The sequence below is a fragment of the uncultured Porphyromonas sp. genome (genome assembly GCF_900541275.1).
GTDB lineage: Bacteria > Bacteroidota > Bacteroidia > Bacteroidales > Porphyromonadaceae > Porphyromonas_A.
On the sequence record NZ_UQJH01000005.1, the window covers coordinates 43883 to 58088 of the forward strand.

At 58.1% G+C, this 14206-nt stretch carries 9 protein-coding genes, 1 pseudogene and 1 riboswitch; of the genes and pseudogenes, 8 read left to right on the forward strand and 2 right to left on the reverse strand.

The features are described from left to right. Positions 1–693: 693 nt before the first annotated feature. Together uvrA and QZR17_RS04195 are read left to right on the forward strand one after the other, a co-directional pair. Positions 694–3597 (forward strand): excinuclease ABC subunit UvrA, encoded by a 2904-nt coding sequence (uvrA, locus tag QZR17_RS04190; protein ID WP_297128022.1) that lies wholly within the window; start codon positions 694–696, stop codon positions 3595–3597. Between the two features lie 8 nt (positions 3598–3605). Then, positions 3606–4919: a folylpolyglutamate synthase/dihydrofolate synthase family protein gene (locus QZR17_RS04195; RefSeq protein ID WP_297128025.1), complete on the forward strand. Its 1314-nt coding sequence runs from the start codon at positions 3606–3608 to the stop codon at positions 4917–4919. A gap of 2 nt (positions 4920–4921) precedes the next feature. Here the strand turns inward: QZR17_RS04195 and QZR17_RS04200 are convergent, their stop codons facing one another. After that, positions 4922–5878: a capsular polysaccharide synthesis protein gene (locus QZR17_RS04200; protein WP_297128028.1), complete on the reverse strand. Its 957-nt coding sequence runs from the start codon at positions 5876–5878 to the stop codon at positions 4922–4924. 385 nt (positions 5879–6263) lie between these two features. On the opposite strand from QZR17_RS04200, the gene QZR17_RS04205 reads away from it, so the two are divergent. The 5 genes from QZR17_RS04205 to QZR17_RS04225 are packed head-to-tail and all read left to right on the forward strand — an operon-like array spanning position 6264 to position 10692. After that, positions 6264–7400, forward strand: coding sequence for a glycosyltransferase (locus QZR17_RS04205; RefSeq protein ID WP_148130700.1), 1137 nt, complete (start codon positions 6264–6266; stop codon positions 7398–7400). A 1-nt stretch (position 7401) separates the two neighbouring features. Next, entirely contained in the window at positions 7402–8232 is an 831-nt protein-coding gene (locus QZR17_RS04210; protein WP_070466685.1) for a glycosyltransferase, read from the forward strand. Beyond that, positions 8229–9071 (forward strand): glycosyltransferase family 2 protein, encoded by an 843-nt coding sequence (locus QZR17_RS04215; RefSeq protein ID WP_070466689.1) that lies wholly within the window; start codon positions 8229–8231, stop codon positions 9069–9071. The genes QZR17_RS04210 and QZR17_RS04215 overlap by 4 nt, the downstream gene beginning before the upstream one ends. After that, entirely contained in the window at positions 9068–9892 is an 825-nt protein-coding gene (locus QZR17_RS04220) for a glycosyltransferase family A protein (RefSeq protein WP_297128034.1), read from the forward strand. Before QZR17_RS04215 ends, QZR17_RS04220 begins: the two co-directional genes overlap by 4 nt. Continuing rightward, on the forward strand, positions 9889–10692 hold the full coding sequence (locus tag QZR17_RS04225) for a glycosyltransferase (RefSeq protein ID WP_297128037.1): 804 nt from the start codon (positions 9889–9891) through the stop codon (positions 10690–10692). The genes QZR17_RS04220 and QZR17_RS04225 overlap by 4 nt, the downstream gene beginning before the upstream one ends. A gap of 8 nt (positions 10693–10700) precedes the next feature. Here the strand turns inward: QZR17_RS04225 and QZR17_RS04230 are convergent. Then, positions 10701–11279, reverse strand: a pseudogene (locus QZR17_RS04230) (tyrosine-type recombinase/integrase); the annotation flags it as partial. 339 nt (positions 11280–11618) lie between these two features. Next, a riboswitch (cobalamin riboswitch) is annotated at positions 11619–11834 on the forward strand. 149 nt (positions 11835–11983) lie between these two features. Here QZR17_RS04230 and QZR17_RS04235 point away from each other — a divergent pair. Continuing rightward, positions 11984–14161, forward strand: a complete 2178-nt coding sequence (locus tag QZR17_RS04235) for a DUF5074 domain-containing protein (protein WP_297128040.1) — start codon at positions 11984–11986, stop codon at positions 14159–14161. Positions 14162–14206 lie beyond the last annotated feature (45 nt).

The window sequence follows — 14206 nt, forward strand, 5'->3', positions numbered from 1 at the left end:
CTGTGGATGACAAAGTTAACGATTTCTGCCGCACCGCCCTGAGGAGAGCGAAATCTAATACCGGTAAAAGAGAAAACTAATACCGATATTAGGCTCGACTAATATCGGTATTAGAAAAGTCTAATATCGGTATTAGTTTTTCGCCACAGGCAAGAGCCAGGGGTGACGCATTTGAGCGGTACAGAAGCCTATCCACTCATTGTGAAGGGTGGTGAACGATGCACCCCGACAGGGGTGCTCGCTCCATAGGCATCGGTCATCCGCGAAGCGGTGACCGATGTACAGAGCCCCAGCCTACCACCTCGACCCCTTGTGGGTCGCCGAGCAGACATCTCCAATGCCGGCGACCCGCAAGGGGTCGAGGGATGATGTGTACGCTTATACATCGGTCATCGGCACTTCGTGCCTCGACCGATGCCTATGGAGCGTGCATCCTTCGGATGCGGGAAAGTCGCCTATGTAGCGGTCTTCACATGCGCTCCTGTCCGATGACCCTAAGGAGGTCGGCAGGAAGAGCACCCCGACAGGCGTGCTCGTTTTTTTACCCGGGAGACCTCGGGCAAATCCAAAAACGTCACCCCTGCAGGCAAAAGCTCGAGGGGTGGGTGGGGGTCTGCAAAAATGGGTACCTTTACGGGCTAATGACCTATGGAGGTCCCGGCTGATGTCGGATCCTCACCAGCAGCATCATCTATGGCGAAAAAGACTTTACACGAAGACCCTCAGACAGACCCCATCGACACCGAGGAGTACATCGTGGCGCATGGCGTCCGGGTCAATAACCTGAAGAATGTCTCCCTCTCGATCCCGAGGGACCACTACACCGTATTCACCGGTCTGAGTGGCTCGGGAAAGAGTTCGCTCGCCTTTGACACCCTCTACGCGGAGGGTCAGAGGCGCTACGTCGAGAGCCTGAGTGTCTACGCCCGACAGTTTGTCGCCAAGATGGCCAAGCCCGAGGTGGACTATATCCTCGGCATCCCGCCCGCCATCGCGATCGAGCAGAGGATCCCCAATAGGACCCCCCGCTCCACCGTTGGCACCTCGTCGGAGATCTACGACTACCTGAGGATGTTCTTCGCCCGGGTGGGGCACACCTTCAGCCCCATTAGTGGGGAGGAGGTGAAGCGTGAGACGACAGAGGACGTGGTCGACTTTATCCAGTCCCTCGGCGAGGGCACGCCCTACATGATCTGCGCCCCGCTCCTCATCCCCGGCGACCGGTCGCCGATGGACCACCTCGCCATCCTGAGGGCTAATGGCTACTCGCGCGTGCTGGTCGGGGACGAGGTGCAGCGGATCAATGATCTCGTAGAGGGGAAGGAGGAGCTCCCCTCCGCCCGGCAGCTCGGTGAGATGCTGCTGGTGATCGACCGCCTGAGGGTGGAGAGTGATGCCGATGCTGCCCGGGGTCGGGTAGGGGACTCGGTGGAGACCGCGTTCTTTGAGGGACATGGCGACTGTCGGATCGTCTGGAGAGGCGGGGCGCGCTCATTCAGCGACCGCTTCGAGGCGGACGGGATCGTCTTCGAGGAGCCGACGGACAAGCTCTTTAGCTTCAATAGCTCCATCGGTGCCTGCCCCACCTGTGAGGGCTTCAGCATGGTGATGGGGATCGATGAGGACCTCGTGGTGCCCGACAAGTCCCTCTCCGTCCGTGAGGGGTGTGTCCAGTGCTGGCACGGACCCAAGATGTCTCGCTGGCAGAAGCGCTTTATGACCCAGGCAGGGGATCGGGGATTTCCCCTCGACACCCCCTACCACGAGCTGACGAGGGAGGAGAAAAACCTCCTCTGGCATGGCGGGAGAGGGGTCCGGGGGATCGATGACTTCTTTGACTTCCTGCGAGAGAATCAGCACAAGATGCACTTCCGGATTATGCTGGCACGCTATCGGGGTCGGTCGCTCTGTCCCGACTGTCAGGGCCGGCGGCTGCGGAAGGAGGCGTTTTATGTCAAGGTGGGCGGCAAGGACATCGGCGACCTCGTGGAGATGCCGGTGAGCCAGCTGGCAGACTGGCTGGATGCGCTCGAACTGCCGGAGGAGGATGTGAAGGTGGGCGCGCGCTTGCTCGATGAGCTCCGCCGCAGGGTGCGGCTCTTAGTCGACATCGGCCTCGGGTACCTGACCCTCGACCGCGTCTCGGGGACCCTCTCCGGGGGCGAGAGTCAGCGGATCAACCTTGCCACCTCGCTCGGTGGTGGACTCATCGGTGCGCTCTATGTCCTTGACGAGCCCTCGATAGGACTTCATGCGAGGGACAGCCACCTACTGATCGACATCGTCAAGAGACTCACCGATGCCGGCAATACCGTGGTCGTGGTGGAGCACGATGAGGAGATGATCCGCGCGGCGGACCACCTCGTCGACCTGGGACCGCTGGCGGGACGGCTCGGCGGTGAGATCGTCTATGAGGGGAGTCCAAAGGAACTGCCGGCACGGAAGAGCAAGAGCCTGACGGTGGAGTACCTGACGGGGCGGATGATGATCCCGTGGCCGGAGGAGCGGCACCCCTTCTCCCACACTATCGATATCAAGGGCGCCTATCGGCACAATCTGAAGAATATCGATGTCTCCATCCCTCTCGGGGTGATCACAGTGGTCACCGGGGTGAGTGGCTCCGGCAAGAGTACGCTGATGAAGGACCTGCTCTACGAGGGGATGAGCAAGTACTTGCTCTATGGGCTCTCCGGTGTCAAGCTGGAGATGAAGGGGCTGAGAGGGGACCTCAATGCCGTCGACAGGGTGGAGTATGTGGATCAGGATGCGCTGGGCCTCAGCTCGCGCTCCAACCCCGCCACCTACATCGGCCTCTACGACGACCTGCGGTCGCTGATGGGGCAGCAGCCGCTGGCTCGACAGATGGGCTTCGGACCGGGAGACTTCTCCTTCAATCGCGAGGGCGGTAGGTGCGAAAATTGTCAGGGCGAGGGCTATGTCACCGTGGAGATGCAGTTTATGGCCGATATGCGGCTCCTCTGCGAGGAGTGCCACGGCAAGCGCTTCAAGGACGACATCCTTGAGGTGACCTTCCACGACAAGAATATCTACGACTTCCTCGAGATGACGGTTGAGGAGGCGATCGACTTCTTCACCCCTCTCACGGAGGAGGCTAAGGAGGTCCCCTCCATCCTGCAGGGGCTGCAGGTGCTGAGCGATGTGGGGCTGGGGTACGTCCACCTGGGGCAGTCCTCCTCGACCCTCTCCGGAGGGGAGAGTCAGCGGCTCAAGCTCGCCTCTTACCTCGCCGGGGTCTCGGAGAAGTGCCTCTTTATCTTTGATGAGCCTACTACCGGCCTCCACATACACGACATACGGACGCTGATGGGAACCTTCCGGAGGCTGGTGGAGGCGGGGCACACCGTCGTCATCGTGGAGCACAATCTGGAGGTGGTGAAGCTGGCTGATCACGTCATCGACCTGGGACCCGAGGGCGGTCTCGAGGGGGGACACCTCGTCTTTGCCGGCACGCCGGAGGAGCTGATGGAGTGCAAGGAGTCCTACACCGGGCAGTACCTCCGGCAGCTCTACGACCGCCAGCATCCGGCAACGAAGCGCCGCCCCCAGACTAAGAAACCAACGACCAAGAAACAATAAGCAGTACTATGACTTACGAGGAGACACTGGACTTTCTATTTAAGCAACTACCGGTCTATCAGATCGAGGGAGGAAGAGCCTATAAACCGGGGCTGGAGCGGACGCGTGAGATCCTCTCCGCCTGCGGTCGCCCTGATAGAGAGCTGACCGCTCTCCATGTGGCGGGGACCAATGGTAAGGGCTCTACCTCTTACCTCCTCGCCTCCGTGCTGAGGGCGGCCGGGTTGAGGGTGGGGCTCTTCACCTCGCCCCATATCGTCACCTACCGGGAGCGGATTCGGATCAATGGGGAGATGATCCCTGAGGAGTATATCACCCGATTTGTGGAGCAATTCCTCCACGACCTGGGTGACCACCTGCAGCCGTCGTTCTTTGAGCTTACCACGGCGCTCGCCTTCCGCTACTTTGTGGATGAGAGGGTGGACATAGCCGTGGTGGAGGTCGGTATGGGCGGTCGGCTCGACAGCACCAACGTCCTCCGCCCCCTCGTCAGCGTGATTACGAATGTGAGCATGGATCACATGCAGTTCCTCGGCAATACGCTCGGCGAGATCGCTCATGAGAAGGCGGGGATCATCAAGCCTCATACCCCGGTGGTGCTGGGGCGGAGCATCGATGAGCCTGTGCTGGAGGTGGTGCGGGCTAAGGCAGCTGAGGAGCAGGCACCCCTCACGCTGGCGGATCGGTCGGATGAGATCCTGTCGCACGAGGAGATCGAGGGGGTAGGGTACCGTGTGGAGACAAAGACCTTTGGCACCATCGATCTGCCACTCATGGGAGCATACCAGCTGCAGAACCTCGGGACCGTCCTCGAGACGATCAAGCTGATCCGCGATCGGTATGGGATCACCCCGGAGATGGTCCGGGAGGGAGTCGCCCGGGTGGCAGACTTCGGTCTCAGCGGTCGGCTACAGATGATCCGGCAGAGCGACCCGCGGATCTTCATCGACGCCGGGCACAATATCGGCGCCTGGGCTTACCTCGGTCCTCAGCTCGAGACGTGGGCCGGGGACGGAGGGCTTGCCGTGGTGCTGGGTATGTCGGCCGACAAGGATGTCGACCACGTGCTGGAGCGGCTGCCGAGGGAGACGCATCTCATCTGCACTCGGGCTCATGTGGAGCGCGCGATGAGCGGTGCGGACTTTGCCGAGCACGCTCGGTCGCACGGCATCGAGCCGGTGCTGGTGATCGAGGATGTGCGGGAGGCGTACCGTGCGGCGATCGACTACTGCCGGGCGCACTCTGTCCGGACCCTCTTCGTCGGCGGCAGCTTCTTCGTCCTCTCCGACCTGCTCTCCGACACCGACGAGACCGCCCAGTAAGTCTAAATGTAAGGCATGTGACCGGACTCCTCTAAGAGCTCCACTAAGTGGAGGTAGGTGGGGTGATCGACCTTGAAGGTCATCTTCTGCAGGTGGTATCGCTCCAGGATCTCCTCCGTCGTGCCGTACTTGGCGGGCCAGTCGTCAAACATCATCCGCTGCAGGATCTCCACATTCGTATCGCTGATCCTCCGGCAATTGTGGTCATGGAGCCGACCATCCTCTCGCCCCACCAGGCAGTCGAAGAGTATGTGGAAGAATAAGTACACTTCCGGAAACTTCTGATCCTCCTTCCTCTCCCAGTAGAGGATCAGGATATCCAGCAGCGTGCCGATCACCTCCGACTGTGGCTTCGCAAAGATGATCGCATTCTGCACATTGGTCCGATACTCCTCTCGCCAGTCGAAGGCAAAGGGCAGATGATCCCGCCAGTACTTCTTTAGCGGCTCCGAGGGATCTCTCTGAAACATAAAGAACTCCGGCTCCGTATAGTAAGGCTCAAACGGTCCGGCCATAAAGATCGTCGAGTCGAGCCACACGCCTCCGTAAGCGGAGAGGAGTGCCAGCCTCAGTATATCTGAGTAGTAGGCGATCATCATCGCAGGATTGGACTGCCGCACCTGATCCACGATCGGAGGGAGATCGATATACTCGCTGACCGTCTCATCCGAGAGACGGATCACCCGGTAGTCTCCCCTGCGCTGATCCACCGAGGCGTAGCAGAGGCGGATCATCTCCGGGAGCTTACTCTCGTCGAGACCCTGTGCCCAGTACTGCCAGATGATCTTCTCCCCCACCAACTCCGGGTGCTTCGGTATCACCTCGTAGTGCTTAGCCTTCCCCTTGTAGTAATCGTCTATCAGTCCGTACCAGACGGCGGCAGCCCTCTGATGCTTCCGTGGTTGTCGGCGAGACAGCCGACGATGATTCAGTCTCTTGAAATAGTCTATTATCTTCATATCACCGGTGGCTTTGCGAGTAGCTGGCCTGATACTTCACCGCAAATATAAGGGTTATCTCTCTCTTGGTCTCGGTAATCCCGGGGCAAGAGGAGAGGTGACGCATTTGAGAGCCGTCGTTAATCACGCGCCGGATCGATCCTGCAGGGACTTTTCCGCCGGTTCCCCTCTCTGACACCACACCCCCGACATATCCCGCATTCATCCCCTATGCAGGCGCCGGGGAGTATCGTATCGAGCGGGATAGAGGTCTGTGAATTCTAAACCCGGTATTAGTGATCACTATTACCGGGTTTAGTTTGGGGGCGCAGGTCTGAGGGGAACTTCGGCGTATGCCCTCTCGGTAATTATGAGTAACTTGCACCAAAAGTCAGAGTAGAGAGTTTTGAATATAGCGTTTGTCAATTGGTGGACCTTCAATACGGTCATGGGCGGGATCGAAGCGGTCGGTGCCCGAGTTGCCCGTGCGCTTACCGCCCGGGGGCACCACGTCTGTCTGGCAGCCGTGGAGGAGGGCTATCCCTCGGTAGAGGGATTTGAGAACCTCCTTCTGCCGGATAAGCAGCGTATTCGCTCCAAGGCTAACTTTGATGCATTGGTGGAGTACTTCGGAGTCCACGACGTCGATGTGATCGTCTGCCACAATGCCTACCGCCGTCGGCTGGCACTGCTTCTCGCCGAGGTGGCCGACCGACTGGGGGCAAGACTTGTCTTTGAGATCCACACCGATCCGACGATGTACAAGTTTAAGCGCCGGACACCTCCTTTCCTCCACCGGGCGGAGTACCTCTTCCGGCGCCACAAGGCTCTCCGACAGTGGCGGCTCATCTCGAGAGTCGGCGATGCGATCGTGCTTCTCTCGCCCTCCTATGTACCGATCTTTAGAGACCTGGTAGGTAACGCTTCGGAGGGCAAGCTGATCAGTATCTCCAATCCCAACACCTACGACCCGACCGAAATACCGGCAGAGCTTCCTAAGGAGAAAATGCTCCTCTATGTGGGACGCTTCGACTACGGTCAGAAGCGAACCGACCGCCTGCTGGATGTGTGGGGGATGATACAGGATCGCTTCCCGGACTGGTCGCTTTACATCGTGGGAGGGGGAAACGAGCGGGTGGAGCGTGACCTGAGGAGGCGGGCGGAGACACTCCATCTGGAGAGGATCCACTTCGAGGGCGTGCGCTCCCCGCAGCCCTACCTAAGCCGCTCTGCGGTCCTGGTCTCCTCGAGCAGCTACGAGGGATTGCCCCTCGTGATCCTCGAGGCGCTTCAGTATGGCGTGGTGCCGATCGCCTTCGACAGCTATGCCGCTTTCAGGGATGTCACCGATGAGGGGCGGCTGGGGGTGATGGTTCCCCCCTTTGACCTCAGAGCATACGCTGAGAGCCTCTCCCGACTGATGGAGGACGATGCCGGGCGGGAGGAGATGTCGCGGGCCGGCAGAGAGTGGTCGCACCGGTACGACATAGATGCGATCACCGATGAGTGGGAGCGCTTCCTGACACAGATTTTATCAGAGTAGTATGAGTCCCTTAGTCACTGTGGTGATCCCCTGCTATAATGGGGCAAAGGTGGTGGGGCGCTGTCTCTCCGCCCTCGAGAGGCAGAGCTATAGTCCCATGGAGGTGCTACTGATCGATGACGCCAGTACGGATGAGACGGCTGATGCGGTGGCGAAGTATCCCTTTGTGAAACTGCTGCGCAACGAGACCAATCGGGGTGTCTCCTACACACGCAACAGAGGCATCGAAGAGGCGAAGGGGAAGTATCTCCACTTCCTCGACGTCGACGATGAGGTGAGCAGCAACTTCTATGAGGCGATGGTTCGGCGCGCAGAGCAGACCGGGGCAGACGTCACCGCTTGTAGCTTCGTCTACCAGTATGTGCCGGAGAAGTCTCAGATCTTCCGCACCCCTCGGGTCTACACAGGGACGATGGACAAGCTTCGGGTCACCTATGTCTGCAAGATAGGTGTGGTCTGGAGATACCTCTTCCGCACCGACTTTATTCGCCGTCATGAGGATCTTCGATTCCCGGTCGGACGACTCGTGGAGGATCTGCCCTTTGCCGTCCGGGCACTCTTTTATGCCAATAAGGTGGCGACTGCTCCCCGGGCGGAGTATCTCTACCGCTACGAGGCGGACTCTCTGACGGAGTCGGACGATCCGGAGGTGAGGAGAGCCTTTGCCGAGGGATATGATCTTGCGGAGGAGGATGTCAAGACCTTCCTCGCTGCACACGGGGTGCATCGCCGACCGGGACGAGACTCCCACCTCATCTCCTACTTCCTGCACAAGGTCTCCAATCGCCTACGCGGTGGTCAGACCGACCTGACAGAGCGACTGATGCGATGAGTGATACGATACGGATAGCCGCTGTGACGATGGCGCGTAACGACTCCTTCTTCCTCTCCCGATGGATCCGCTACTACGGACGAGAGCTGGGGTACGATCACCTCTATGTATACCTCGATGGGGAGGATCAGGAGATCCCAGTCGGCACACCGGAGGAGGTCCATATCACGAAACTGCCCCATCGGTCTCTCTCTCGCTCGGCAGGCGATAAGTATCGCATCGGACTCCTGACGAGACTAGCTCATCATCTGCTCGATGAGGGGTACGATCTAATCCTCGGGACCGACAGTGACGAATTCGTCGTGCCCGACCCTCGGACCGGTCTCTCTCTGAGGGAGTACCTCTCGGAGCACCGACCGGAGAGCCACGCTTCAGCTCTGGGACTTGACCTGGGACAGCGACTTGACGAAGAGGCTCCTCTGGATCCCGATCGCTCCCTCCTCGAGCAGCGTCGCTATGCCGTGCTAACCGCTCGCTACACTAAGAGCTGCATCCTCACCCGCCCTCTCGACTGGGGAAGCGGCTTCCACAGAGTGAGGGGGCACAACCTCCACATCCTTCCCGATCTCTACCTGATCCATGCCGGTTACTGCGACCTCGAGATGGTGAAAGCACGGCAGGGCGAGCGGGGTGTGGACTGGGGAAATCACCTCTCCCGACGTGCGAGGACCATTCACTTCACCTCCACCCGCACACCTATTGACGCAGATCGAATCCTGAGAAGGGCGCGCCGCCTACAGAGACTCTTTCGCCCCCTCTTTGCCTGGAATAAGCCACTCATGCCCGGTCGCAAGCGGGTAGTCAGGCTGCCCGAGCGCTTCAGATCCATAGATATATGACTCCACTCATCACCGTGATCATCCCCTGCTACAATGGGGCAAAGTATGTGCATCGCTGCCTCGACTCGATCCGGCGGCAGAGCTTCCGAGACCTGGAGGTGCTGCTGATCGACGACGGTAGTACGGATGACTCTGTCGCCCTCGCTGCGGAGTATACGGAGGTGACGGTGATCTCCAATGACTCAAATAGAGGCCTCGCCTACACCCGAAATAGAGGGATACAGCTGGCGCATGGGCGGTACGTCCACTTCCTCGATGTCGACGACCGGGTCAGCTCCGACTACTACCTCCGGATGGCAGAGTCAGCACAGGCTACCGGTGCGGATATCGTGATCGGCGGTGCGGTCTTCCAAGGGCGGTACTACCATAATCAGCGTTTCTCGCAGATCAAGACCTATACCGGGCGATCCAAGTACTGCATTACCTATCCCGGTCGCTGGGGCTACTCGGTGCTCTACCTCTTCCGCACCTCACTGCTACGGGAGCATCAGATAACCTTCCCCGAGGGACGCCTTATGGAGGATATCCCCTTTACCATCCGAGCCTTTTATTTCGCACAAAAGGTCTCCACCGCCATTGATGCCGAGTATCTCTACATCCGCAACGAGGGCTCGATCCTGACTACCCGGGACGAGGCTCATAAGCTGAGGCGAAGGAGAGACAGGCAATTGTCACGGGAGGAGGTTCGCCGATTTGCGGAGGAGAAGGGCGAGCGCATACCGGGGGTGAATGGTGGCTTCCTCCGCTTCGGACTCGAGTACCTCCGCCGCAGGCTCTTTGCCTCTCGTCAGACCGATCTTACAGAAGAACTCAAGCCATGAATCCCAAGCCACTTGTCACGATCATCATCCCCTGCTATAATGGCGAGAAGTACGTCGACCGCTGCCTCGACCGCATCCACGAGCAGGACTATGAGGAGCTGGAGGTGCTCTTCATCGACGACTGTAGCAGTGACGGCTCCGTAGAGAGGGCTTCGCGCTATCCCGGGGTGACCGTCCTCCGAAATGAGCAGAATGGTGGCAGCTCCTACACCCGCAACAGAGGGATCGGGGAGGCAAGGGGGAAGTACATCCACTTCTTCGACGTAGATGACCAGATCAGCAGTCACTTCTACGAGCGACTCGTAGAGGCGGCTGAGCGGAACGATGCCGATATGGCTTTCGCAGGTATGGTCAATGAGGCGGCACCGCAGTACACACAGCTCTTCACCAAGGAGCGGGTCTTCTCCGATGTGGAGGAGAAGATGCGCGCTACTTATGTCGGCAAGTGGGGCTACGCCTGGCGCTACCTAATCAGGACCGATCTTATCCGAGAGCACGAGCTCAGTTTCCCTCTTGGGCGGTACTGCGAGGATCTGCCATTCTCCTTCCGAGCGGTCTACTACGCTGATCGCATCGTCACCGTCCCCGGGGCGGAGTATTTCTATAGGCGAAATGAGGGATCACTCCTGCTAGATCCGGATCGACACAAAGCGGTACAGGCAGATCGGCAGGAGATGATAGCCGATATCCGTTGCTTTGCGAGAGACCACCACTTCCGTATCCCTGGGCTGGAGGTGGGGCGTCTACCGTATCTCCTTCGCAAGATCCGCTATCTCCTTTTTCCGCCAAGACGCGGCTGACGAGGGAATTACTTATTGCGGGGATGGTGGGTGAGGATCTCGTCGCGGAGGCCGGTCAGCTCGACGTGGGTGTAGATCTCCGTCGTCGCGATGTCGGCATGCCCGAGCATATCCCGGATGGCGGAGAGGGAGGCGCCACCCTCCAGTAGGTGGGTGGCAAAGGAGTGGCGTAGGGTGTGCGGGGAGATGGGCTTCTGGATGCCGGCCTCCTTTGCCAGCTCCTTGATCACCATAAATACCATCTGCCTCGAGAGCGGTCGCCCGAGACGGCTCAGGAAGAGGTAGTCCCGGTAGCCGGGCTTCTCGTGGATCTCCTGCCGGATCGGGATGTAGTCCTCTATCCGCGCCACCGCTGTGTCGGACATCGGTATGAGCCGTTCCTTGCTCCCCTTCCCCATCACTCGGAGGTACTTGTGCTCGAGGAAGATGTGCTCGTACTTTAGCTCGCAGCACTCGCTGACCCGCAGCCCGCAGCTGTAGAGTAGCTCCAGCATAGCGGCATTGCGTACGCCGTGAGCCGTACTCAGGTCGATGCTGTCGATCAGCCGGTCGATCTCCTCCACCGTCAGCACCTCCGGCAGGCGCCGGACCGGCTCTGACAGAGAATACTATTGCCTACGTGCTATGCGCACAGTTGTGTACGTCTCGGTGGATAGTTGTGGCGGGTGACTGTGGTCAATACAAGTCAAAGCTTTCCTCAAATGAGTAGAGGTGTGGGAGGAGGTGTAGTTGCGGTTACTCCCCCGTAAGATCGGCTACCTCACCTACTCTCATTTCATTAGCCACACGTGCAGATTCGCCCATCTGAGGAATAGTGAGGTGAGGGGATCTCTAAATACATCAGATGGTACTCTTATACCTACGATGAGCCATCAATGGGTTGTTATTCTGGGATCTCATTTGTGGGGAATGAAAAAAATAGTAATATTGCGAGCACATACTCTGGTGTCGTCTGCCTTATGTCTAAGGGTAAGACGATGAAAAGGGAATCAGGTGCAAAACCTGAGCAGACCCACTGCCGTAAGCTTCACTATGAAGCTCCCCGCACACTCTATTAGATCCACTGTTGCCACTATGGTAATGGGAAGGATGTGAGGGGGAGGAAGCAAGCCGGAAGACCTGCCACGAGTATATGAGATGTGAGCTTCGGGGAATGAGGAGCTCCATCATCGGTGTGTTTTTCCCGCTTTGACGTAGAGGGTGCTGATTGTACTCAATCGCTCACCGACCACATCCTCACCCCACACAGGAGGAGTTTATTTAACTTTTATATCATCTTACTGAGTAGAGTATGACAAAAAACACAGGTCGAGTCTTGTCGCTGTTGGCTGTCCTCGTGATAGCCTTGGGTTGCTCCTATGACGACAGCGGTCTCTGGAAGGAGGTCGACAAGATCAAAACAGAGCTCAAGCAGCTGAGAGATCAGATCACATCTGCACAGACTGTAGTAGACGCCCTCTCCAAAGGGAATGTGATCACGGGTGTGACACCTCTTCCCGATAATGAGGGATGGAGAATCACTCTGAGTGGCAATGCACAGCCGATAGAGATCCGGAATGGGAAACCGGCTGAGGTCAATATCGCCAAGGAGGGAGACCGCTTCTACTGGGTACTTATCCAGCCTGATGGGACTCAGGTCTTCCTCACAGATAAGGAGGGCAATAAGATCCCCGTCACAGGCAATGATGGAGCTCCCGGTGCCACCGGGGAGAAGGGTGAGCCCGGTGCCCCGGGAGAGAAGGGTGAGCCCGGTGCCCCCGGGGAGAAGGGAGAGCCCGGTGCCCCCGGGGAGAAGGGAGAGCCCGGTGCCCCGGGAGAGAAGGGAGAGCCCGGTGCCCCGGGACACTCTCCCTCGATTGCCATTGATAGTGATGGCTTCTGGACTGTTGACGGAGAGAGACTGAAAGACCCTGATGGGAAAGAGGTCAAAGCTCAGGGAGACTCCTTCTTCAAGGATGTCAGGGTTGACAAGAGAAAGGGCGTGGTTGTCTTCACGCTCGCCGGAGGAGAGTCCTTCACCCTGCCGATAGCCGGAGCCACTCATCTTCATATCAATGAGCCTAAGGGAGCTCCGTACCACTCCTTTGAGTACGGAGAGAAGACACGATCCATCAAGCTGGATGCTGAGGGCATCCAAGACCTGACGATCGCCAAGCAGCCTGACGGCTGGACAGTCCGCATCGGTCAGAATTTCCCCCTCGCCATAGAGGTAACTCCTCCGGCATCGGGCTCCTACTGCTCTGGTGGGATCATCGTCGTGGAGGGAGTGGATGCAGACGGGAAGCTCTATCGAGCCTCCACAGATGTGAGAGTAGCCGACTTTACCGACCCGAGGGGTGTCTTCGTCGTCGTGGAGGGCAATATGACCGACTCCAATGGGATGCTGATGTACTACGATGGGGAAGGGAGAGAGTACCGGCACATCTTCCGCAACGCTAATCCCGGCAAGACGATTGGCAATGTGGTGCAGGATATGTTCATCTACAAGGACAAGGTCTATCTCATCACTCAGAATGGTACGCGTAAGGATCTTGGCGGAGAGGGAAGGCTCGTCATCTGTGATCTCAAGACGATGAAGATGCTCAGCAAGGATGCCCTTGACATCCCGATCACCGATCCTAAGGCCAATGGTGCCCATGCATGGCCTCAGCACCTGATCGTCACCAGTCCCACTCAGATCTTCATCCAGTATGGCTCGTCTGACTATGAGCGAACGGGCGGTATGCGAGAGATCACCCTGGCAGACGATAAGGTGACAAAGATCTCCGAAGACATTGAGGGAACCTATGGTCTCTGGACAAAAGAGAATGCCATCAAGGCCAGAATGATCCTCTCCAAGGGGAAGATCTACTTCGCTCATGGTCACGGTGTAAGCATCTTGGACCCCACGACATCAAAGGTCATCAAGACGGTGAAGATGGAGGGACGGCAGTGTAAGGACGTGGTCAAGGGTGCCAATGGGAACCTATTTGCATTCTTTGCCGGCACCTTTACCGGAAATATGCAGTGGGGAGCTCAATTCACTTCTAACCCGCTGATCGTGGAGCTGGATAAGGAGGGGAATATCATCGATCAAGCAGAGGCTCCGGCACAGATCACACTCCCCATTGCCACATGGTCACCCAACATAGGTGCCTGTGCATCCTTCACTGATCCTTACCTCTACTTCAGGGGTACCTCAGACTTCAATTCCTATACGGCCGCTCGGTACAATTATGAGGCCGACACCTTTGACAGTCAGTACATCATCACCCCTTATGTCAATTACGGATATATGGGTGTCGATAAGTATACCGGGAAGCTGTGGATAGGGACCTCCAAGGACTATACCACAAGTACGGTATTCAATTACACTGTCGGTGACCAGCCTGCTCCTGTAGGGGAGTTCTTCTACGGCTCGAGAGAGGGCGCTAGCCCGGCGGGCGTGGACTTCTACTACCGGTTCACGAATGAGTGGATCAATAAGTAACCGATAGATCAATAGCCTGCATTCCTTTGGTTAGGAGTGCAGGCA